Origin of the sequence: Meridianimarinicoccus zhengii (genome assembly GCF_003254465.1) — a bacterium.
GTDB lineage: Bacteria > Pseudomonadota > Alphaproteobacteria > Rhodobacterales > Rhodobacteraceae > Meridianimarinicoccus > Meridianimarinicoccus zhengii.
In genome coordinates, this window is sequence record NZ_QDFI01000070.1 from 1 (window position 1) to 21493 (window position 21493).

General features: G+C 63.9%; 18 protein-coding genes. 11 read left to right on the forward strand and 7 right to left on the reverse strand.

From position 1 onward, the window contains the following. The 11 genes from DDE13_RS17720 to DDE13_RS17770 form a co-directional block, all read left to right on the forward strand. The coding region (locus tag DDE13_RS17720; protein ID WP_328587851.1) for a phage tail tape measure C-terminal domain-containing protein at nt 1-627 on the forward strand (627 nt) is incomplete at its 5' end. A gap of 3 nt (nt 628-630) precedes the next feature. Beyond that, nucleotides 631-1257 (forward strand): DUF2460 domain-containing protein, encoded by a 627-nt coding sequence (locus DDE13_RS17725; protein ID WP_111405601.1) that lies wholly within the window; start codon nt 631-633, stop codon nt 1255-1257. Then, nucleotides 1254-1604: a hypothetical protein gene (locus tag DDE13_RS17730; RefSeq protein ID WP_111405602.1), complete on the forward strand. Its 351-nt coding sequence runs from the start codon at nt 1254-1256 to the stop codon at nt 1602-1604. The genes DDE13_RS17725 and DDE13_RS17730 overlap by 4 nt, the downstream gene beginning before the upstream one ends. After that, complete coding sequence (locus DDE13_RS23615) at nt 1597-1728, forward strand: hypothetical protein (protein ID WP_268951258.1); 132 nt, start codon at nt 1597-1599, stop codon at nt 1726-1728. Before DDE13_RS17730 ends, DDE13_RS23615 begins: the two co-directional genes overlap by 8 nt. 4 nt (nt 1729-1732) lie before the next feature. Next, complete coding sequence (locus tag DDE13_RS17735; protein WP_111405603.1) at nt 1733-2392, forward strand: lysozyme; 660 nt, start codon at nt 1733-1735, stop codon at nt 2390-2392. A 4-nt stretch (nt 2393-2396) separates the two neighbouring features. Next, complete coding sequence (locus DDE13_RS17740; RefSeq protein WP_162631074.1) at nt 2397-2627, forward strand: hypothetical protein; 231 nt, start codon at nt 2397-2399, stop codon at nt 2625-2627. 86 nt (nt 2628-2713) lie between these two features. After that, on the forward strand, nt 2714-2944 hold the full coding sequence (locus DDE13_RS17750) for a hypothetical protein (RefSeq protein ID WP_111405606.1): 231 nt from the start codon (nt 2714-2716) through the stop codon (nt 2942-2944). A 126-nt stretch (nt 2945-3070) separates the two neighbouring features. After that, nucleotides 3071-3955: a DUF2163 domain-containing protein gene (locus DDE13_RS17755; RefSeq protein ID WP_111405607.1), complete on the forward strand. Its 885-nt coding sequence runs from the start codon at nt 3071-3073 to the stop codon at nt 3953-3955. Continuing rightward, nucleotides 3952-4386 carry an NlpC/P60 family protein gene (locus DDE13_RS17760; protein WP_111405608.1) on the forward strand — a complete coding sequence of 145 codons (435 nt, stop codon included), beginning with the start codon at nt 3952-3954 and terminating at the stop codon, nt 4384-4386. The genes DDE13_RS17755 and DDE13_RS17760 overlap by 4 nt, the downstream gene beginning before the upstream one ends. A gap of 9 nt (nt 4387-4395) precedes the next feature. Next, nucleotides 4396-8364 (forward strand): baseplate multidomain protein megatron, encoded by a 3969-nt coding sequence (locus DDE13_RS17765; protein ID WP_111405609.1) that lies wholly within the window; start codon nt 4396-4398, stop codon nt 8362-8364. A gap of 10 nt (nt 8365-8374) precedes the next feature. Next, nucleotides 8375-9451, forward strand: a complete 1077-nt coding sequence (locus DDE13_RS17770; protein ID WP_111405610.1) for a DUF2793 domain-containing protein — start codon at nt 8375-8377, stop codon at nt 9449-9451. Nucleotides 9452-9497: 46 nt separating this feature from the next. Here DDE13_RS17770 and DDE13_RS17775 read toward each other — a convergent pair whose 3' ends face one another. The 7 genes from DDE13_RS17775 to DDE13_RS17805 form a co-directional block, all read right to left on the reverse strand. Beyond that, on the reverse strand, nt 9498-10457 hold the full coding sequence (locus DDE13_RS17775) for a GIY-YIG nuclease family protein (protein ID WP_235868761.1): 960 nt from the start codon (nt 10455-10457) through the stop codon (nt 9498-9500). A gap of 21 nt (nt 10458-10478) precedes the next feature. Next, nucleotides 10479-13214 carry a phospholipase D-like domain-containing anti-phage protein gene (locus tag DDE13_RS17780; RefSeq protein ID WP_111405611.1) on the reverse strand — a complete coding sequence of 912 codons (2736 nt, stop codon included), beginning with the start codon at nt 13212-13214 and terminating at the stop codon, nt 10479-10481. 24 nt (nt 13215-13238) lie between these two features. After that, a complete protein-coding gene (locus DDE13_RS17785; RefSeq protein WP_111405612.1) occupies nt 13239-16265 on the reverse strand; it encodes an anti-phage-associated DUF1156 domain-containing protein in 3027 nt (1008 codons plus the stop codon). Next, nucleotides 16266-16898, reverse strand: a complete 633-nt coding sequence (locus DDE13_RS17790; RefSeq protein ID WP_111405613.1) for an anti-phage-associated DUF3780 domain-containing protein — start codon at nt 16896-16898, stop codon at nt 16266-16268. It abuts the gene before it with no gap. Nucleotides 16899-16901: 3 nt separating this feature from the next. Next, nucleotides 16902-20021 (reverse strand): anti-phage-associated DUF499 domain-containing protein, encoded by a 3120-nt coding sequence (locus tag DDE13_RS17795; protein WP_111405614.1) that lies wholly within the window; start codon nt 20019-20021, stop codon nt 16902-16904. Further along, nucleotides 20018-20215: a hypothetical protein gene (locus DDE13_RS17800; protein ID WP_111405617.1), complete on the reverse strand. Its 198-nt coding sequence runs from the start codon at nt 20213-20215 to the stop codon at nt 20018-20020. The genes DDE13_RS17795 and DDE13_RS17800 overlap by 4 nt, the downstream gene beginning before the upstream one ends. 365 nt (nt 20216-20580) lie before the next feature. Then, a complete protein-coding gene (locus DDE13_RS17805) occupies nt 20581-20784 on the reverse strand; it encodes a helix-turn-helix transcriptional regulator (RefSeq protein ID WP_111405615.1) in 204 nt (67 codons plus the stop codon). Nucleotides 20785-21493: the final 709 nt, after the last annotated feature.

The following is a 21493-nucleotide window of genomic DNA, read 5'->3' on the forward strand; positions in this document are numbered from 1 at the left end:
GCGGCGGCCGGGGCTGCCGCCGCTGCGGCGGAGCCCGCGACCGAGGCCGCCGTCACCGGCTGGCGTGCGGTCACCGCCGCGCTGTCGGACTACGCCAGTAAGGCCCGCGAGATCGGCGGCGATATCGGCCAGAGCCTTGTCGGCGCCTTCCAGTCGGCCGAGAATGCCGTCGGCGAGTTCGTGAAGACCGGCAAGCTGAACTTCCGCGACCTGGTCACCTCGCTGCTCGCCGATCTCGCCCAGCTGGCGGCGCGGCGGTTCATCCTCGGGCCGATCGCAAGCGCGCTCTCCGGCGTGTTCTCCGGGGCGGGCGGCATGTCTGCCAACGTCCTGCATGCGGGCGGGATGGTCGGATCGGCCGGACCCGCGAGGATAGTCCCGGCCATGGCCTTCGCCGCTGCCCCCCGGATGCACGTTGGCGGCATGGCCGGCCTCCGTCACGACGAGGTGCCCGCGATCCTGCAGCGCGGCGAGCGGGTGCTGTCGCGTCGGGAGGCCCAGGCCTACGGCGCGGGTGGCGTCAACGTCACCATCATGGCCCGCGACGCCGAGAGCTTCCGCCAGTCCCGCACGCAGGTCGCGGCCGACATCGCCCGCGCGGTCTCGCTCGGGCGCAGGGGGCTTTGAGCCATGGCGTTTCACGAGGTCCGCTTTCCCGACAACATCAGCCGCGGCGCGCGCGGCGGGCCGGAACGGCGAACCCAGATCGTCGAACTCGCCTCGGGCGACGAGGAGAGGAACGCCAGCTGGGCCAATTCGCGCCGCCGCTACGACGTCGCCTATGGCATTCGCCGCGCCGACGATCTGGCGGCAGTGGTCGCCTTCTTCGAGGCCCGGAACGGGCGGCTGCATGGCTTCCGGTTCAAGGATTGGGGCGACCACAAGTCCTGTCTTCCTTCGGGCACACCGGCGCCGACCGACCAGCTCATTGGCACCGGCGACGGCGCAACGACCGCCTTCCAGCTGGTGAAGCGCTACGCTTCCGGCAGCCAGACATGGGTGCGGACGATCACCAAACCGGTCGCAGGCACCGTGCGCATCGCCCTCGATAGCGCGGAGCAGCTCAATGGCTGGTCGGTCAACACGGCAACCGGCGTCGTGACCTTCGACAGCGCGCCCGCTGAGGGCGTCGCCGTCACCGCGGGCTTCGCTTTCGACGTGCCAGTCCGTTTCGACACCGACGCGCTCGACGTGACGCTCGACCTCGAGCGGCTCGGCTCGATCACCTCCATCCCACTACTGGAGATCCGGCGATGAACGACACCGGCAGCTTCATTGCGGCCGTGCTACGCGAGCTCGCGGCCTCGACCGCCGTGATCCTCGCTGCCTGGGGCGCGCTCGGCGGCGCCACGAACGCATTGACCACGAAGATGCGGCTGCGGGATGCGCTCCGGCACATCCTGCTCGGAGGGCTGATCGCGGCCGGGATGGGCAGCCTCTCGATGGCTGTCATCACGGCCTGGCTCAGCCTGCCGCCAGAGGCCATCCCGGCGGGAGGCGCAGCAGGATCGGCTGCCTATCTCGTCGGCGTCTTCGGGCCGGCCTTCATCGAGATGCTGCTCGCCCGCCTGCGTCGTGCCAAGCGGGGCGACGGCGATGAATGAGATCCTTCGCCTCGCGCGCTCCCTCCGCTGCGACCCGGCCGACCCTGGAGCGGCCTTTACCCATCGCCTGCGCATCGGCCTCGCCGTCGCCGCCCTGATCCTGATCCTCTCGCTTCTCCGGTAATCCCATGCACATGACCGATCGGGGCCTCTTGGCCCTCGTCCGGCACGAAGGACTCGTGCCCGGGCCCTATCTCGATGTGAAACAGGTCTGGACCTTCGGCATCGGCCACACGGCCGCGGCCGGACCGCCCGATCCGGCCACCATGCCGCGCGGTATGCCCGCCGATCTCGACGCCGGGATCCGCGAGGCGTTCAGGGTCTTCCGGGCGGACCTGGCTGCTTACGAGGCCGCCGTCCTGCGCGCCGTGAAGGTGCCGCTCAAGCCGCATGAATTCGATGCGCTGGTTAGTTTTCACTACAACACCGGCGGTATCGCGAAGGCCGCGCTGACCCGGCACCTCAATGCCGGCAATCGGGTTGCCGCCGCTGACGCATTTCTGAATTGGCGGCGCCCGGCATCGATCATTCCGCGCCGGGAATCGGAGCGCGACCTGTTCCGCCATGGTCGCTATCCCGGCGGAACCATCCCGGTCTGGTCCGTGGATCGCACGGGCCATGTGGACTTCTCGCGGTCGATCCGTCGCCTGACCGAGGATGAGGCGCTGGCGCTGCTGCGGCGGTCGCCGCTGCCGAGGCCGCCGCTCCTCGATCCTGAACCCGATAAGCCAACCAGCTGGCTCGCCCGGCTGGTGGCCTTCTTCTCCACCCTGATCCGGAGGGCCTGATCCCATGCGCTACGTTCGTCCCAACTCCATGACCTGGTGGGCGGGGCTTCTCGCCATGCTCACCGGCATAGCGTCTCTCGCGCTGCCCGCCACCGGGCCGCTCGGCGAACTGTCCCGCCTCGTCGCGCTGCTTGCCGGTTCGGGCGATGCCTCGCCGGCCGGGCTGGTGTTCCTCGGTCTGGGCCTGATCGGCCTGCGGGACCGGATCGAGCGCGGGTTCCGCGGCGGTGCTTGAGTTCTTCGCAGGTGTCGTCGCGGGCGGCTGCTTGGGCGTCTTCGTCGTCGCCCTCTGCGTCGCCGCCGCGCGCGGGGAGCGGGACGATGGCTGATCTCCTGATCTGGCTGGTCGCGGCCTTGGGCGCGGTCGGGGGCGTCGTCCTCGCCCGGGTCTGGGGGCGTGTGGAAGGCAAACGCGCGGGCAAACGGGAGGCGGAACGTGATGCGATGGAAGACACGGTGGAGAAGGTCGAACGCGGGCGCGACGCGGTTCGTGACGGCCGCGGTGTCGGCGATCCTGCTGAGCGGCTGCGCCGCAACGATGGGCGCTGGTGATGCCGGCTGCGCCTCCTACGCCGAGGCGCGGCTCGCCCGGCCGTCCGCCGAGACTGTCGCAACCATGCCGCCGGACTGGGCGAGCTGGATCGCGGATCTCGACGACCGAATGACGGGAACCTGCCGATGAAGACCCTCGATCCCGCTCTGCAGGCCCATCTCGACGAGGGCACGACCACGCTCGCCTGGTGCTGGCGCATCACTCGCGCCGACGGCACGAGTTTCGGCTTCACCGACCATGACCGGATGCTTTCCTTCGACGGCACGGACTTCGAGCCAGAAAGCGGGCTGACGGCCTCCGAGGTTCGCTCCGGCTCCGACCTGTCGGTTGATGCGCAGGACGCCGAGGGCGTGCTGACCTCTGACCGCATCACCGAGACCGACATTCTCGACGGCCGCTGGGACAACGCCGAGGTCGAGGTCTGGCGGGTGAACTGGGCCGACACAGGCCAGCGCGTGCTGATGCGGCGCGGGGCCATCGGTCAGATCCGGCGCGGGCGGCTGGCCTTCGTCGCGGAGGTCCGCTCGCTCGCCCATGTGCTGGGCCAGACGGTGGGACGGACCTTCCAGGCGACCTGCGACGCCGCGCTCGGCGATGCGCGCTGCGGCGTCGATCTGGAGGATCCGGCCTTCAAGGGCACGGGCACCGTCATCGATCTCCTGCGCGACCGGGCCTTCACTGCTTCCGGTCTCGGCGGATTCGACGCGGGCTGGTTCACCTTCGGCACGCTGAACTGGACGAGCGGCGCGAACGCGGGGCGGCGCACCGAGGTGCTGGGCCACGACGTCACGGATGGCGTCGCGATCCTGACGCTGCTTGAGGCCCCGGTGCGCGCGATCGCCGAGGGAGATGCCTTGATCATCCGCGCGGGCTGCGACAAGCGGATCGAGACCTGCGGGGCCAAGTTCGCAAACACCGCCAACTTCCGCGGCTTCCCGCACATCCCCGGCCAGGACACGATCCTGCGCTACGCCAGCCGGGACGGCGGCCACGATGGGGGCGTTCTGTGACGCCGGCCGATCCCGAGCGGGTGATCGCTGCAGCGCGATCCTGGCTGGGCACGCCGTATCATGATCAGGCGCGTCTGCGCGGCGTCGGCTGCGATTGCCTCGGGCTCGCGCGCGGCGTCTGGCGCGAGGTCGTCGGCCCAGAGCCGTTTCCGATCCCGCCCTATAGCCGCGACTGGGGCGAGACCGGCCCGCGGGAAGTTCTGGCGGAAGGCGCGCGCGCCATGATGATCGAGGTGCCTCCCGCCGTGGCCGGTTCCGGCGCGCTGGTTCTGTTCCGGATGATGCCGCGCGCCATCGCCAAGCATGTCGGGGTTCTGACCGGTCCCGACAGCTTCCTCCATGCCTATGAGCGGCTCGGCGTGATCGAGGAACCGCTCACGCCGTCCTGGCGCCGGCGCATCGCCTTCGCCTTCCTGTTCCCGCAACGCTGAGTCCAGACCATGGCCACTCTCGTACTCGGTGCCGCTGGCGCCGCCATTGGCGGGTCGATCGGCGGCGCGATCCTCGGCGTCAGCGCCGCGACCATCGGCGGTTTCGTCGGCTCGACCATCGGGTCCGTCGTCGATAGCTGGATCGTCTCCTCGCTCGCGCCGACCCAGCGGATCGAGGGCCCGCGGCTCGATTCCTTGCGCATCACCTCCTCGACCGAGGGCGCCGTCATCCCGCGCGTCTACGGCCGCATGCGCATGGGCGGCAACGTGATCTGGGCGACCGATTTCCGCGAGGAGACCAAAACCACCACGCAAGGCGGTGGCAAGGGCGGCGGGGGCGGCGGCAAGGTCAAGACGACCGAGTATCTCTACTACGCCAGCTTCGCCGTGGCGCTCTGCGAAGGCCCCATTACCGGCATCGGCCGCATCTGGGCGGACGGCAAGCTGCTCGACACCGCCGGCGTGACCTGGCGCTGGTATCCGGGCGACGAGGCGCAGACCGCCGACCCGTTCATCGCGGCGAAAATGGGCGCTGCCAACACGCCGGCCTATCGCGGCACCGCCTATGTCGTCTTCGAGGACCTGCCGCTCGGCAATTACGGCAACCGCTTGCCGCAGCTCTCCTTCGAGGTCTTCCGCCCGCTCGCCGATCCCGACACCGCCGAGGGCCTGACCCGCGCCGTCACCATGATCCCGGCCTCGGGCGAGTTCACCTATGCGACAACGGGCATCCGGAAGGGCAGCGGTGGGGCGCAGATCCCCGAGAACCTGAACGCGCTGTCGGACACCGCCGACATGGTCGTGGCGCTGGATCGCCTGCAGGCCATGGCGCCCAAGGTCGAGAGCGTCAGCCTCGTGGTGGCCTGGTTCGGGAACGACCTGCGCGTGGGCGACTGCGCCATCCGGCCGGGGGTCGAGGTCTCGGCCAAGACGACGAGCCCGCAGACCTGGTCCGTCAACGGCGTCTCGCGCGCTGCCGCCCATCTCGTCAGCCGCGATGACCAGGATCGCCCCGTTTATGGCGGCACGCCGGCCGACTTCGCTGTCGTCGAGGCAATCAAGGAGATGAAGGCCCGCGGACTGCGCGTGACCTTCTATCCGTTCATCCTGATGGACGTCCCGCCGGGCAACACGCTCCCGAACCCCTACAGCGACAACGCCGCCGAGACCGGCCAGCCTGTGTTTCCATGGCGCGGCCGGATCACGTGCTCGCCGGCGGCGGGCTATGCCGGCAGCGTCGACAACACCGCGACGGCAGCAAGCCAGGTCGCCGCCTTCTTTGGCTCGGCCAGCCCCTCCGATTTCGCGGTCTCAGGCGAGACCGTCTCCTGGACAGGCGCCGCAGGCGACTGGGGCCTGCGCCGCATGGTGCTGCACTACGCCCAACTCTGCGCAGCGGCGGGCGGGGTCGACGCATTCCTGATCGGAACTGAGATGCGCGGGTTGACCACGATCCGGTCGGGCGCCAGCGCCTATCCGGCGGTGCAAGCCTTCCGCGATCTCGCGGCCGACGTCCGTAGCATCCTCGGGGCGGGCACGGCGATCAGCTACGCGGCCGACTGGTCCGAGTATTTCGGCCACCAGCCGGGCGACGGCTCGGGCGACGTGTTCTTCCATCTCGACCCGCTCTGGGCCGATCCGGAGATCGATTTCGTCGCCATCGACAATTACATGCCGCTTTCGGACTGGCGCGACGGGTTCGAGCATGCCGATGCGCAGGAGGGCTGGCCCGCCATCTACGACCGGGCTTACCTGCAGGCGAACATCGCGGGCGGCGAAGGCTTCGACTGGTTCTACGCCAGCGCCGCCGACCGAGGCGCGCAGGTCCGCACGCCGATCACGGACGGAGCCGCCAGCAAGCCGTGGGTTTTCCGCTACAAGGATTTGCGCGCCTGGTGGTCGAACCCGCACTACAACCGCCCGGGCGGCATCGAGAGCGGGACGCCGACCGCGTGGGTGCCGGAATCCAAGCCGATTTGGTTCACCGAGCTCGGCTGCCCGGCCATCGACCGCGGCACGAACCAGCCCAACGTCTTCTTCGACCCGAAATCCTCCGAGAGCTTCGTGCCGTACTTCTCCCGCGGCTGGAGGGACGACGCCATCCAGCGCGCCTATCTCGAGGCGACGTATCTCTTCTGGGGCGACGCGGCGAACAACCCGGTCTCGTCGGTCTACGGCGGCCGGATGGTGCACGTCCCCGAATGCGCCGCCTGGACCTGGGACGCGCGGCCCTATCCGTTCTTTCCGGCGCTGACCGACGTCTGGACGGACGGCGCGAACTGGCGGCTCGGCCACTGGCTGACCGGGCGGCTAGGCGCGGTGTCGCTGGCGGCCCTCGTCCGGCACCTCTGCCTGCGCGCGGGGCTGCCCGAGGCGAGGATCGACGTCTCCGGCCTCTGGGGCGCGGTCGAAGGCTATGCCATCGGCGCACTGGAGAGCCCGCGCGCCTCGATCACCACGCTGGCCCGGCACTTCGGCTTCGACGCCGTCGAGACCGAGGGTGTGATCCGCTTCGTCATGCGCGGGAGAGCCGGGGTGGCAAGCGTCTCGCCAGACGATCTCGTCGCCGCGCGGGAAGGCGATGTCCTCGAGTTGACCCGTGGCCAGGAGACCGAGCTACCGCAGGCCCTGAAATGGCAGGTCGCCCGCGCCGACGAAGACTACGAGGCCGCACAGGTCGAGGCCCGGCGCATCACGGTCGACACGACCCGGATCGCCTCAGAATCCTTCCCGATGGCGGTCCCGCCCGAGGAAGCGGAACGCCGTTGCCGCCGCGCGCTGATGGAAGCGTGGACGGGCCGCGAGAGTGCCGTGTTCCGTCTCCCGCCCTCGCGGCTCGCGCTCGACCCGGCCGATGTCGTCACCTTTGCCCATGACGGCCGCGCCGTCCCTCTGCGCCTCGTCTCCATCGCCGATGCGGAGGCGCGAGGTATCGAGGCGGTCCGACAGGACCGGGAGGCCTACGATCTGCCGCCTGGCGCGCCGCGGCCGTCGGCGCTCTCGCAGGCCGTTGTGTTCGGCGTGCCCGAGGCGGTGCTGCTCGACCTGCCGCAGCTGACCGAGGACCAGCCCGCGCATCGGCCGCTGGTCGCGGCGCATGCGGTTCCCTCGCCCGGCGAGATGGCGGTGTTCCGCAGCCCCTCGACGGACGGGTTCGAGCTGCTGACTACGTTCGGCACGCGCGCCCGGATCGGGACGCTGGTCTCCGACTTCTACGCCGGTCCGACCTCGCGCTTCGACCTCGGCAATGTGCTGGTGGTCGATCTTGTGACCGGCACGCTGGAGAGCGTCACGGACCTGAACCTCTTCGGCGGCGCCAACGCGCTGGCCATCGAGACCGCGCCGGGCGTGTGGGAGATCGTGCAGGCAGGCGCGGCGGAACTGATCGCCCCGGGCCGGTATCGCCTGAATCGGTTGTTGCGCGGCCAGCGCGGCACCGAGGGGGCCATGGGCAATCCGACGCCCGCTGGCGCACGGGTGGTGGTGCTCGACAACAGCCTCGCATCGCTGCCGATCGCCGAAGCCGATCTCGGCATCCCATCGAACTGGCGCATCGGCCCCGCAAGCCGCCCGGTCAGCGACGAGACCTATGTGGCTAAATCCTTCACTCCCGCGGGCGCCGGTCTGCGGCCGTTCTCGGTCGCTCATGTGGAGCAGCCATGGCGCAGGCCGCGTGCGCCCGGCGATCTCACTATCCGCTGGACGCGCCGGTCCCGCGCGCTCGCCGCCGACAGCTGGGGCGGGCTAGAGGTGCCGCTGGCCGAGGAGCTCGAAGCCTACGAGGTCAAGATCCTCGACGGCGCCACCGTGAAGCGGGTGCTTAGCACGACCTCCACCAGCGCGATCTACACCGCCGCCCAGCAGACAGCCGACTGGGGCGGGCCGCTTGGGCCCGGCGACACGCTCGACATCCGTATCTTCCAGCTCTCCGCCCTCGTGGGGCGGGGCGCGCCGAAAACCGTCACGCTGACCTTCTGAAGGCCATCCAATGTCCGACGCCACGACCCATCTCCTGCTGCCCTACATCCTCGCGGCGCAGGCCCAGAAGCACCTCACCCACAACGAGGCGCTGCGGATCCTCGACGGGCTCGTCCAGCTTTCGGTGCTCGACCGGGACCTGACGACGCCGCCCGCCAGCCCGGCCGACGGCGACCGCTACATCGTCGCCTCTGGCGCGACGGGCGTCTGGGCGGGCTGGGACCTGAATGTCGCGCTCTGGACCGATGGCGCCTGGCTGCGTCTGCCGCCACGGACCGGCTGGCGGGCGTGGGTCGAGGACGAGGGCCTGCTCCTGGTCTACGACGGCGCGGGCTGGATCGGGACCACGCCCACGGCGCTGCAGAACATGGCGCTGCTCGGGCTCGGGACGACGGCAGATGCGTCGAACACGTTCTCGGCCAAGCTGAATGCCGCGCTCTGGACGGCAAAGACCGTCGCCGAGGGTGGGACCGGCGATCTGTTCTACACAATGAACAAGGAGGCCGCGGGCGATGACCTCGGCCTGACGCTGCAGACCGGCTTCGTGACCAAGGCGCTGGTCGGGCTCTTCGGTTCGGACCGGTTCCGCCTCGCGGTGTCCGCCGACGGCAGCACGTTCTTCGACGGGCTCAGCGTCGACAACGCCACCGGCATCGTCGATCAGCCCCGACTGCCGCGATTCAAGGCGTACACCAACTACGACAACTATGTCGGCGTCGGGACCTGGACGAAGATCGCGATCAACAACACCGACTATAACGATCAGGGCGCCTTCGACGCCGCGAACAACCGCTTCGTGGCCCCGGTGGACGGCACCTACCTCTTCGGCGCGACGCTCCTCTACAAGGTGAACGCCAGCACGTCAGCGCGGATGAGCGGGCGGCTCGTGCTGAACGGCGCGACCGAAATCCGCGGCTCTTTCGGAGAGATCAGCGGGGCGCACGTCTCGGAGGCGACGGCGCTTTGGCTGCAGACGATGGTGGCGCTCACCGCCGGTGATACCGTCGAGCTGCAGGGCAACTTCCGCGCCGCGGATGGCTATTTCGCAGCCGATCAGACGTCCTTGTGGGGCGCGAAGATCGGCTGAAGCGGTGTTACGCTGCGGCCCCGAAGTTTTAGCGCACAAGCCAACGTCAAAGTTGGTCAGGCGAGCTCTCCGCCGTACCCTGGTTCGACTCCCAATCCGCGTACGTCCGCCCATCCGGGAGTTTCCAGAGGATCCGGCCATTGGCGCTCGCACCGATAACGGCAGCAGCTGCGGCAGACGCAGACGTGAAGCTGTAGGCGCTCGTGAAGACGAGAAAATCACCCTCCTCTCGGAGAACACCCTTCTCGACGAGGGTGCTCCGAAGGGTGACCGTGCCTCGCGGAATCGTCCGCGTCGTCCTGACCCTTGCTCTCGAGCCTGCCGTGACCACGAAATCCCCGGAGGGCCCGATCTCCATCTCTGCGGCGAAGCCGTCGCCTCGGAAGAAGAACCGAGGGATTTCATTGAAGTCAGCCTTTGGCAGCTCTCGCCCTGCCGTCTGTTCCGGTGCTCGACCGCGGACTTCTCGGAAGAGATCCCATCCGAGCGCTCCGACCAGCGTTTTCGTCTGATCCACGAACTCGTCCATGGCTGCGCGGTCGGGGAGCGGTAGCTTGCCCGCGTCGTCGGAGGGCGTGCGCGTGTTGGGCAGGGTCCAGCGAGGATTGCTAACCACGCCCCGGATCAGGCAGGATTCGACATAGCGAGCGTGGCTCTTGGTCAGGTTCTCGTCCTTGCTGATTAGCACGACCGTGTCGGTCCAGAAGCCTTTGGCATCGCGACCCGCCTCATTCGAGTTGTGATACGATAATCGAGCCCCGACACCTTCGGACTCGCCGATATATGCAAGCTGCCGGTCCTGCGCGTCTTCATCGGACCCGATAAGCATATAGACACCTGGCCGTTCGATCTCGGGGAAAGCTTCACGGACCCGACGAAGCTGGTTGCGCCGGAAGGCGATCGCCTGGATCGTCGACATCGAGATTTGCGCCACCCGGATGCCATTGGGGTCGCCGTCGAGTAGGAAGATATTGATGGAGCGTGGTTTCAAATCATTGCTTCTCAAACGGCATTTCCGGAACTTGGCTTACGTCCAGCCATTCCTCATGAGCTCAGCGAAGTCTCGCCGTGAAAGAACCTCTGTGCATTCCCGCCAGTCCCGATCCGAGGGTTCGGTAGTTGCATTGTAGCGAAGATCAAACCCCGTCGCTTCACGCTGCGCATTGATGTATTCATCCATGTTCTCACCCAGCGTCTCGATGTCGTCTATCCACTCATCTCTAATCGTGTCTGGTAACGAGCCAAAAAGGTCGAAACGATCTCGCATGCGCTCAGAGAGTCTGTTGTATACTTTCTCATCAACAGTTTGTTCGTTTACGAGATTGAGCATATCAACCTTTTCTCTGGCTTGACCGAACCGCTTAATCCTTCCGATCCTTTGTTCTAAGCGCGTCGGATTCCATGGAAGATCGATATTGATGAGAGTGCCGAGGGTTTGCAGGTTCAATCCTTCACACGCAGCATCTGTCGCAACCATGATCTTTATTTCGTGCTCAGCGACCATTTTCTTGAGCGTCTCGCGGTCGATGCTGACGCTCTCGCCCTTCTGGTATAGGCGACTCCGAGATGCGCCTGCATAAAGCCCTACCGCCAAGTCGGGATATAGAGTCGCCAAAGAGTCGGCAATCCACTTTGCGGTATCGTAGTATTGACTGAATATTATTGCCCCGTGGTCTAGCCACTTTTCTCTATCAAGAAAGTGAATTGTAGCCTGGAGCTTGGGATCGCCATCTATTCTTCCTAACCTAGAAATGAGCCGTTCCAGGGCCAATTTTTCCTCGGAACCCTCCGCAGTCAGTTCGATTACCTGATCTTCAGTTTCTTCCTCGACGGTTCGGCCGGCCAAGAGCGTTCGAGCGGTGTTCAGGCCTGCTGCGATGCTCGAGCAAATTCGCTGCTCCATGAGATTCTTCATAAAGCCGCTTCCCTTCCCGCGCTTCGAGAGTGCCTTACCGAATGCTCTGGCCTCTCGATACGCTTCGCGGAAATCATCATTAGTCCGAAGCGCTTTACCTTCGAACAAGGCGTCGAAACGCTGTGTGTCGCGGATGTATCTGCGGTCCGGATGCAGATCGACCCCAATCCTCGGCAGCAATCCTGAGGCTTCGAGGTCGGCGCGTTTTCGAAGGACAATGTGTCGGATAAAGGGATTCTCTCGCTGGAAGAATGTCGCGCCCGATATCTTCCGCTCAAGGTCCTCTTCGAGAATTTCTCGGGTGTCATCGCTCAGTTGCGTGATAGGCACCGAGGTATCCGTCTGTCTTTCGTTGAGACCAAGATCTTGGCGGATGGCGCTGAAGAGCCGCCGGGCTCTTGGTTCATCCGTGGAATTCACAACGGGCAGAGGTGAGCGTAGCAGCTCCCATCCGAAGTCTGGGCCTTCTACGTTGGTCTGACCGGAGATCAGTGGCAGGACCTCATCTGGCTGGTGCCATCTCGAATACTCGTTACCGAGCACGAAGCGTCCCTTGCCTCTGTGGAGGATGCGCATCAGGTCCCACAGATCGTCCGACCGCGTCTGGATTGGAGTTGCGGTGCCGAGCAATACATGGTCGCTGCGTTCTGCGACTGCGGTGGCGAAAGCGAGGAGCTCATTCGGGGTGCCAGCATCACGACCGAAGCCTTGTCGACTTCGCGCCTTGTGCGCTTCGTCGAGGATCACGAGCGCAAAGCGCAGACCTAGAAGGTGCTGTTTTTCGAGGCTGTCGCGCATCATGAGACCTGTGGACACGATGCCGATCCGTAATGGGCAGCGCGCGATCTGTTCTCGCCCTGCGGGCGAGATCACCCGATCATCGTGATCGAGCCAGACTTTCTTCTGCGTCTCCCATCGCGCGCAAGGGATCCCTAGCTTGTCGATCATCTCGGTCTGCCACTGCTCGCAGAGCGTGGCAGGTGCGAAGATCACGACAGGCCTTTGCCCCCCGCTATCCTTGTCCTGGAGCAGGCAAAGGGCGAGCGCCGCAGTCCCCAGCGAGAGCGTCTTTCCAAGACCGACTTCATCGGCGAGCAGAAGCCGGACGATGCCGTGGTTGGAGTAATGGCGGAGGCACTCAGTCAAGAAGCCTTGCTGCCACGGCTGCAGAGAAAAGCCTTCTCGATAGAGCGGCGACTCGATGAGGGCTGCCGGGGCGATATCTTCTGGGTCATCAAGTTCCTCGAACAGAACTTCACGGCGATAGCCGCGCCGATGCACCTCGCGGATCACTGCGCGCGGCAATTCCTTTGCCGCTCTCCAGAGGAAGTCGAACTCTTCCTCGATCCAGGCAACGCCCTCGGGGGACGAGTCCTCCCACAGGATTTCATAGTGACGCTGCCAGCCGCTGCTGGTCTCATTCATGGACCCGATGAAGCCCAGCTTTCTGCCGTCAGCGCACTCAATCACGCCGGCCTTGCCATGCAGGAATCCACAGACGTTGTCGGGGGCGACCCGAACCGCCTGGCCGTGCTGCTGCAGAAACGCGTCGAGCCGACGATACCGCTCGCGGTTCAGAAGCGCCTCTGCCTCCAGCGCACGTTCGTTCCACCGCCCGATCATCTTGGCTTCGCGTAACTTGGCGACCTTCAGATCGTCTGGGTGGATGTCGACGTTGCAGACGATCTTCACCTCGGGGATCTGATCCAACAATTCACCGGCCACCTCGAAGAGCGAACTGGTGAAGTAGCCTGCGATGCGCTTGTAGCTGCGGGCGCCCTTGAGATGCTCGAGCAGGATCGTCTGATCGAGACGATGGGTCCGTGAAGAGAACCGACGTATGGTCATGTCGCGGGTCCCTCCCTGAGCGCGTTACTGGCTGAACGCGCGGAGGTTCTTCAGACGTCCGCCAAGGACCTCGGCGGCATCACGGACCTCTTGTTCGGGGGCTTTCCGCTCGATGAACGAGAGCATGTCGATCAGCAGCGGGCGGATTTCGAGGAAGTCCGGTAGGTCTTCCTGGATCTGGCCCACGACGACCGCCGGTTCCGTTTCCGCCAGAAGCTGCTGCAGACCGATGATCAGTCGGCCGAGCCAAGTCGGCCCGATCTCGGTGCTGTCCGTCAGGTCGCGGGAGGCGAACTCGGTCACGCGCTTGAGGCGTGCGCTGTTGGCGGCCATGCTTCCCATCACCTTGCTATAGTCGGCAACCCGGAACGCCTTCGCGAAATTCTGGTAGTTGTCGAGCTTGCTGGCGCCCGTCGTCTCCATGTCCATCATGCGGAAGTAAAACCTCTGGATGCCGGTCAGGCGGGACCACGTCTCAGCCTCGAGCCCTTCGGGCACGAGAAGGCTGTTGGCCGCTTCTGCAGCTTGCTGGACGATCTCGTCGACGACGGTCTCCTCACCACGCTGGCGCGGGCGCAGCGCGAAGCTTGTCACGTCGTCTCCGCCGATATGGGTGTAGGCGGTGAGCACCTTCAGCGCGGCAGCATATCCCGCCATCTGCAGGTCGGAGTCGTTGAATACCGGCTCCCCGAGCTTGTCCTTCACCTCGTCATTGAGGTGCATCATGCTCTCGATCTGTCGTTCCACCTCGGTGCGGACGGCGGGCAGGATGCGCTGTTTGAAGCCAGAGCGTTCTCCGGCCGGCCGCTTGCGCAGCATCAGGATGACCGTGCCCTGGACGTAGCCGCCCTTCTTCAGCTCAGAGGTCGTTTCGGTGGCGATGTACCAGGCCGCCACAACCTGGAGCCCTGCAGCCCAGAAGATCCCGACCATGTCAGACCACACGCCGGTGTCCTGATGCGTGAACATCACGCACTGCATGCCGTTATCCGGCATGTGCTCGGCCATGGCGCGATAGGCGTCGACCATGCCCCGCCTGAAGTCGTCGCCCGATCCCTTGATCGCGAGCGCTCGCCGCGAGTCCCATGTCCAGTCGCGAAATTCTTCTGGCGGGTTCCGCCGTAGCCAGGCGATGAAGAACTCGGTGATCTCGTGATAATTCACCGCGTCCGCATAGGGGGGATCGGTCACCCAGTAGTCGCAGACGCGCGTCGGCTGATCGGCAGGAGCGGATATCACTTCCCGTTCGACGTCCGGAAGCGCTTCTTCGGCCATGCGAAATGATCCAGCACCATAGCCGGACCAAGAGCGTGTAGCGTAGTTGTAGAACGTGTTGAGCGCCTGATTGGAGAATACGCCTTTTGGCCCTCCAAGGCCGCCGCCTTGCGATGTCGCCCAACGACACAAGCGTGAATTGAAGTCCGCCATCTTCGCGACGTTCAACCATCCAAGCGGGGCGCCCGGCGACTCTCTCCATGCTTTCAAGGCCAGCGCTTGCAGCAACAGCTGGCGGGGATTGAAGAGATGATGCCAGTGCGTCCAGCCGCGCGTCCGGATCGGTTCATCGGTCTTTGCGCCCGTTTCGATTAGCATGTCAGGCGTCAATCCTTCAGCCTGCCAAGCCTCCAGATTTTCGGCGACGATCCTCTCGACCTTGCGTTCGCGTTCGAGATCTACATCGGTCACCCCACGGAAATACGTGATCTGCCGTGGCTTGTAGATCGAGTTCTTCGTGATCCACTGAATGGCATAGAGCCGCTCCTGGAAGATGTCGTCTTCGCGCGGAACGAAGTCCAGTTTTTCCCAGCGACGCAGCCTGTTGAGGGTTGCCCCGTCGGGCCCGCGATAATCCCCGCGCAGGGTCTTCACCGGCGTCCGGTAGGTTCTGCCGTCGAGCTCATAGACAAGGGAGCCATCGTCGATGGTGCCCTTGTCTGCGCTCTTTAGCTCCTTCGCCGAGACATTGCTCACCACCTCGATCTCGAAGCGCTTGTTCGCATGATCAGGTTTGAGCCGTGCAATCGCGCCGAGTTTCGGTGAGATGACCCTGCTTGGGAGCATCGGCACCATCCAGCCCGTTTCGGGGCATCGGGTTTCGAGGCAATAGAGGTACGCCTTGCCGCGGTTTCCCTTTTCGTCGTGCTCGACGCTGAGTTTGATGAGCTCTCTGTCGACCTTCTCGGTCACGACCTTCTGGGCGTCTTCGAACATGGCGCGCCGTTTCCTCGGGGCGCCGATGATGTTCATCGCGCCCCAGGTCAGCATGCAGGCTATGGGGTTGAGGTCAGCCGCATATGCGTCGCATCCCATGCGCGCAGCCTCGAACGGGATAGAACCGCCGCCGGAGAAGGTGTCACCAACGCGCGGTCGATGCCCGAAGCGCAAGATACCCATTTGCTCGATGAGCTCGGGAAACGAGTGCGCCTTGATGCCCCAATGGGCGTAGTGATCGTTCACCGTGGGCCAGACCGGAGCGTATAGCCACGCCTGATCAACTTCTTCCGGCCGCTTGCAGAAGCTGGCTTTCTCTTCGTAGGTCGAGAATGTTGCAAGCGCCCGCTCTATGAGCTGAAGCTTGGCCTCGTCGGAAGTATCCCGATCCCAACGGAGCGAAATGCCTTCCTCGTCTGCGTCGAACGGGCACTCGAGGTTCAGGAGGCGATCATCTGCGTCGAGGTCGTCGCGCCCCGTGAAAGTGAAATAGTCCCATGGGTTCGAAAGCGAGATGCGTGAAGCGATGTGCTTCGGTTTGAGATCGTTTTGAACAAAAGCACGTCGCGCGAGACCGTGGTCGTCGAAGGCCATCAATTTCTCGAAGATCTCAAGATCCCTTTCGCCGTCACCGGTCTGCGGCAGTAGCGAGCCAAGGACAATGGCGCGCACCAGAATGAGAGGCTTGCGTCCCTTCCAATACGAACCGAGCCCTGTCAGCGTCTGAGCTGCGACCGCCTTGCGCTCGGACTGCGCTTCGAATGACACCTTCTGCGCGGGGAAGACCGCCTGGATGAGGGCGGGCGCATCCTTGAGGGAAACAGGAGTAATCTCGTTCATTCAGATCTCGTCGTCAAAAAGGTCGAGGGTCGGCCGGTCGCTGGCCTTCCCGATTTGTCTTCTGGCGCGGGGCTGCATCAGATCGCTCTGTGCGACATCCCCAAGCGCGTGTCGAAGGGCGAGCCGCCAGCCGCGGCCGGCGTCCTTTACCGTTCCAGTGGCCATCGCCGTCATGCCGAAGAGCCACCACCTTTCCTCCGGGCGAAGCGCCAGCCAGTTGCGGACCGCGACGGGGATCTTGTCCATCTCCATGTCCTCGACGGCCCAGGCGAGAACGCAGAGTTCCTTGCCGAGCAACCGATCGACGGGGTTCTCCCCGACCTTCCAGGCGGATGTCTTCAGGTCATGGGCCTTCAGCCGCGCGTTGAAGGCGCGCTGGACTTCGCTGCGGATCGCGGTCCAGCGTGGGCGGTCCAGAACGACCCGGTCCATCACCGCGAACTCGTCGCTGCTGGCCTGCAGTCCGAGGTATTCGCTGATCTGGACCTTTCCGGAGTTGGCCGGAGGGATCCTGACCTTGAAGTGGTGAGGGTCCGACGTCGCAGGCACGCCGAACCCGAGCGTCGGCTTGGCCTCGCGGCCATCACCGACGTTTGGGTTCGTCTTCTTGCCCGCCGTCTGCCCTTTGGGCATTCCCTACGCCTCCTGCACCAGGTCTCCGGGTTTCAGGTCCAGCCCTGCGATCCTCGCGAACTCCTTCACGGCAAAGCCGTTCTCGAACTCCACGCCGTCGCTGATCGTGATTGCGACCGGCGCTTGATCCTCCTTCAGGACCGCCCGGAGACTGTTGACCACGCCCTCGATCATGCCGGCTGTGACGGCGCGCTCCTGGAAGCGCACGGTTACGGTGTTTTCGCCTTCGCCGATCTCGATGCGAACGCCCCTGAAGAGCGTGTTGTCGTTGTCCTTGAAATTGTTGATGACGCCGTAGACCCGGTCGGTCGTGTCGAGAGAGACACGCTTCCCCTGAAGCCTTGCGGGCTTAGTGTCATCGATCTGAACCCGCTTGTCGCCGCTTGCAGGGATCTGGAAGTCCGCCGTCTTGTTGGCTTCGCCGGCGCGTGCATAGACCAGCAGGCGGAGTGCCTCCGGCCCGATCTCGAATGGCTCCGTGTAGTCGATGCCATCCTTCGGGTTAGAGCCGTCGAGCGAGTACGTAATCGCCCCTCTCGGTGTCGACTGCAGAGTGACGCGGCGCTTGTCTCCTGCGGGATCAACCTGATGCCGTATTTTCAGCTCGGCCACCCAACGTACGGGTGGGCCGCTCTCGAACTTGCCGGTGGGATCCTTGACCCAGAAATACAGCGATCCTTCACTCGTCGAGAAGTTGTCCAGGTCGTCGACCTTCGGATCGGCTTCTGTGACCTCGGCCTTTGGAGAGTAATGAACTACTGGGCTGTCCCCGGCGTTGCGAGGCGTGAGGCTCAGGAGGGACTCGCCGGTTTCCGTGCTTCCCTGAAGTGAGACATTGATCGTCGTCTTTTCCTTCGGGAAAGGGCCCTTCTCGATGTAGCCGTCTTCGCCAAGCCGCCACCGCCCTTGCTTCAAAGCCTCGGTCTTAAGCGCCTCCAAGCCACCGGCGCCCGGCATCCACGGCCACACCGGGCTGCCCTTGGCTCGGCTGACCACATCTTTCCACGGCGTGCGTCGGTTGTCCTTACCAGAGGGCCAAAGGTACTCCTCAGCCATCGCGAAATACTGGCTGATCTCATCGGCCATCTCGAGCGCAAGCTTGTAGTTGGCGCGCGGGCTGGCGAGCAGGCTCTCGATCTGCAGCTCCGCCGACTGCTCTCCTTGGCCGGTTCGCAGCCCGTTGTCGATGGTCACTGCCATCAACCGTTCGCTGCCGTCAGTCTCTTCAAGCGCCGGGTAATAGATCCGATTGTACCCAGCTGACAGAGCCTTGTGGAAGCGATCTTCAGCGTCTTCTAGGCGGTCTCGCGCCTCTTCGAACAAGGTATCGCCAGGCTTAAGCCGCTTCGAAATTTGCTCGATAGCGTACAACTCCCGAAGCCGATCTTCTACGGCATCGGCGAGATGACTGTCCTGACCGGTAAGCACGAGGAGATTGTTCTTCTCCTGTTGATAGTCGAAGAAATTCTGCAGCTCGTTTGGCGGGACTCGACCGTCAGGGCGGATCACAATCATGACGCGAGGGCCGCTGAGGCGCAGGTCGTCAAGCCTGGGAAGGACTTGAAGCTCCTGATATGCCCGCTTGCTGGATGGCTGAAGGATACCCGTCAGTCGATTTATCAGCGCTTGATCGATCTTGGGCTGCGGTATTTCTTTTGCAGTGCGCTCAATCTGTCGCGAAAGATTTTCCGTCTCTTTCACGAAGAAGCGCTGTTCCTCTCGGTGCAGGTACCAGGCCTGCTCGCGGAGGCGTTCGAGCGCCGACAAGAACTCATCCGGCTTGCGATTGGGTGCGGCAAGAAACTCGATGATCTCACTGTCTGACAGACCAATTCTGCCACCCACGGCCCGCGAGAGGGACGATGCAAGCAAGAGGGTCATCACCTGCTGGGCGGCGTCGGCTCCCAGCTCGTCATCGACCGTTTCTGAGATAGAGTTGCCGGAGTCGGCAATGTCTCGGGTAACAGCAGGAAGAAGCTTGGGAGCGATGCGTTCAATTTCATCGCGAACCTGGTCGTCATTCAAGTCAAGGTGCTGCGTGCCGATCAGGAATACATCATCGCCTTCCCGCTGCTCGACGCTCTTCAGGAGGCGAGCGGTGAACTGCATTAGGCCACGGGTCTGGCGAAACCCTTCATTCTCTTTGAATAACGCGACGAGGTGCTTGAATGATGGATGAAAAGGATAGGTCTCGCGAACCTGTTCGGCGATTTGCTCGATGCTGGATGCAACGATGTATCCGCCATCCTCTGCCTTCTTTACTTGCTGGGCATACTCTTCGGCAATATCTGCGATCGTCCGTTCGTCGGGAAGCTCGTCGATCAGGCGTTTTTTGAGGATTTCGTATATTTCGTTCCCCGCCAGCTGGACCGGCGTGATCGTCATTGCCTGGCGTCTCGCCTCCTGCTGCAGATTTCCGACGGCTTCAGCGAGTGCCTTTGTCTGAGACTTGTAGCTCCCTGATAGGTTGGCGATCACAATCGCGCAGTTCGGAAGTTCTAGAGCTGCGCTCATCAAGGAGCTCAGGGAATAGACGACCATGTCCGCAAGCGTGCCGGCACCCACTGATTGAGTGGCGGCGTTTTGAAGATAGGGCGGTAGCTCGTCCAGAAGGATTAGCGTTGGCTTTTCGCCAATGATCTCTTTCCATTTCCTTTGATCGACTGCCCTAGGGCCGTTCGCCCAATGCGGCCGTATGGCTTCTTCGGCGCCAAGTTGGGAAGCGATCTCACCCCAGATGTAGTTGTCGGGGTTGTTGCGACCATTGAAAGCGGCAATCCTGGCCTCTGCAAAGTCGACCCGCTTGTTAAGCTCCTCCGGAAGAACTTCGGGCCGCAAATGCGGATGGCGTGCCAGCAACCCGAGGGCAACCATCATGTGCGTCTTACCACCACCCATGGCTTGGGTAAGCTCAAAAACCGCCTGATCTGATTTCCCGGATAGACGCAGCATGCCCTCCTTGAAGAGCTGCTCCATTCCGTGCGTTACGAAGTTCCGGGCAAAGAAGTCGCGCCCGTCACCATTATCAGCGATCAAGTCAGCGAGGTTTTCGATTCCCTCGGCCATCCGATAATCCTTGATCACCGGGTTGAACGTACAAGCTTGCTTGACTGTCTTGATCACTTGGACTGCTCCCCACGCTTCGTCTCTTCCGCAGCGTTTGGGACCGCATGGCCATGTCGATCGCAGTAGTCCAAGATCATGACTTCGACCATGTTGGCGAGCGACCGATGCTCTTGTTCGGCCGCATTTCGCAGCGCGTCCTTGAGGGTTGGATCGAGCCTCAAAGTGAGCGTTGCCGTCTTGTTGCTGGCCATCATGGGGATCCGCGTGTGCTGCAAAAGTAATGCAGAACGCAGTATTGCACGCTAGCGCGTCACGGGAAAGCCCCGAAATCTGTATGGATTGATGGCTTCCGCTCATCCCGCAAGCACGTCAGTGAGGGACGCATCCGCCGCCATCAGCCACGGCCCTGCGGCGACGCGAGGGCAACGCGCAGTGGTCTGAACCTTCGCGTGACCGAGCAAGTTCCCGATCTCTGGTGGACCCAGGTCTGTCGCCATGGGTCGGGGGGGAAGGTGGGGAAACAGCTCGTGGATGCGGAAGCCTTCGACGCTGGTGAGGGGTCTTCCCGAACGACTGGAAGTCGCTCCGAGGTTTGGCTTGCGGACCAAGTACGACATCAGTGGGCTGGGACGTTCTGATCCGACGTCAAATTTAATACCTCGCGTTCGAAGGCCTCGATATCGGCGATACGATAGACGACGCGCCCTCCAATCTTCATGTATGCCGGGCCCTCACCGGCCCACCGCCACCGCTCCAAGGTGCGATGCGAAATGGTCCAGCGGTCCGCCAATTCTCTCTGGTTCAAGCAGGTTGGTTTCATCTTCGTCTCCTTCTTCGCAACTCACAGCGGTTGCAGAGGGACGAAGGCGTGAAAGAAAAAGGTAGGCAAGTCAGTGTTTTGAGGCGCTCTGCGCAAAGGAGCCGCGGCCTCGCAGAGCCGTCAACGCGCCCGGCGAGAGCGAGAGAAAGCAATCGTATCGGACGCTATTCTTGGAGAAACGTGGCAGGTGGCCGGGATTCGAACCTGCCCGCTGAGCGGAGTTTTTGCGTATCTCTTTCCCTCCGCCACTTGCCCTCGCGAAAGCGTTCTCCCGATCCGGCTGCCGCCGGATTTTTCCGTTGTTTGCGAGGGTTATGCGAGACGGGCTGAGAACTGGTCGCTGCACAAGGCAGCCAAAATCGTTCTCTCATACGCCGTATTCTCCAAACCTCATGACTGCGCCGATTTGGTGCAGAGCTTGTAAGTCTCTGCTGTGCATAGTCTTTCTCGGCCGGGCACCTAAACACTTCGACGCCGGTCGCACTCGACGAGATGGAACGGAGATCGAACGTTCGCCATTGCGGCCGTTCGCTATAGCCCGCCCAAACGACCAGGTTGCGGACATTTCAGACCTTCGCCGAAGCAGCAACAACCGATGTGACCGGCCCTTCACGGACAGTCGTGCCGGCAGCAGCGAATGACCGGTGTCCTGAAGGTTTTTCGATGCGGGCCGCGGCGCGACTTGGGCGGCCGGGAGGTGGCGGCCCGC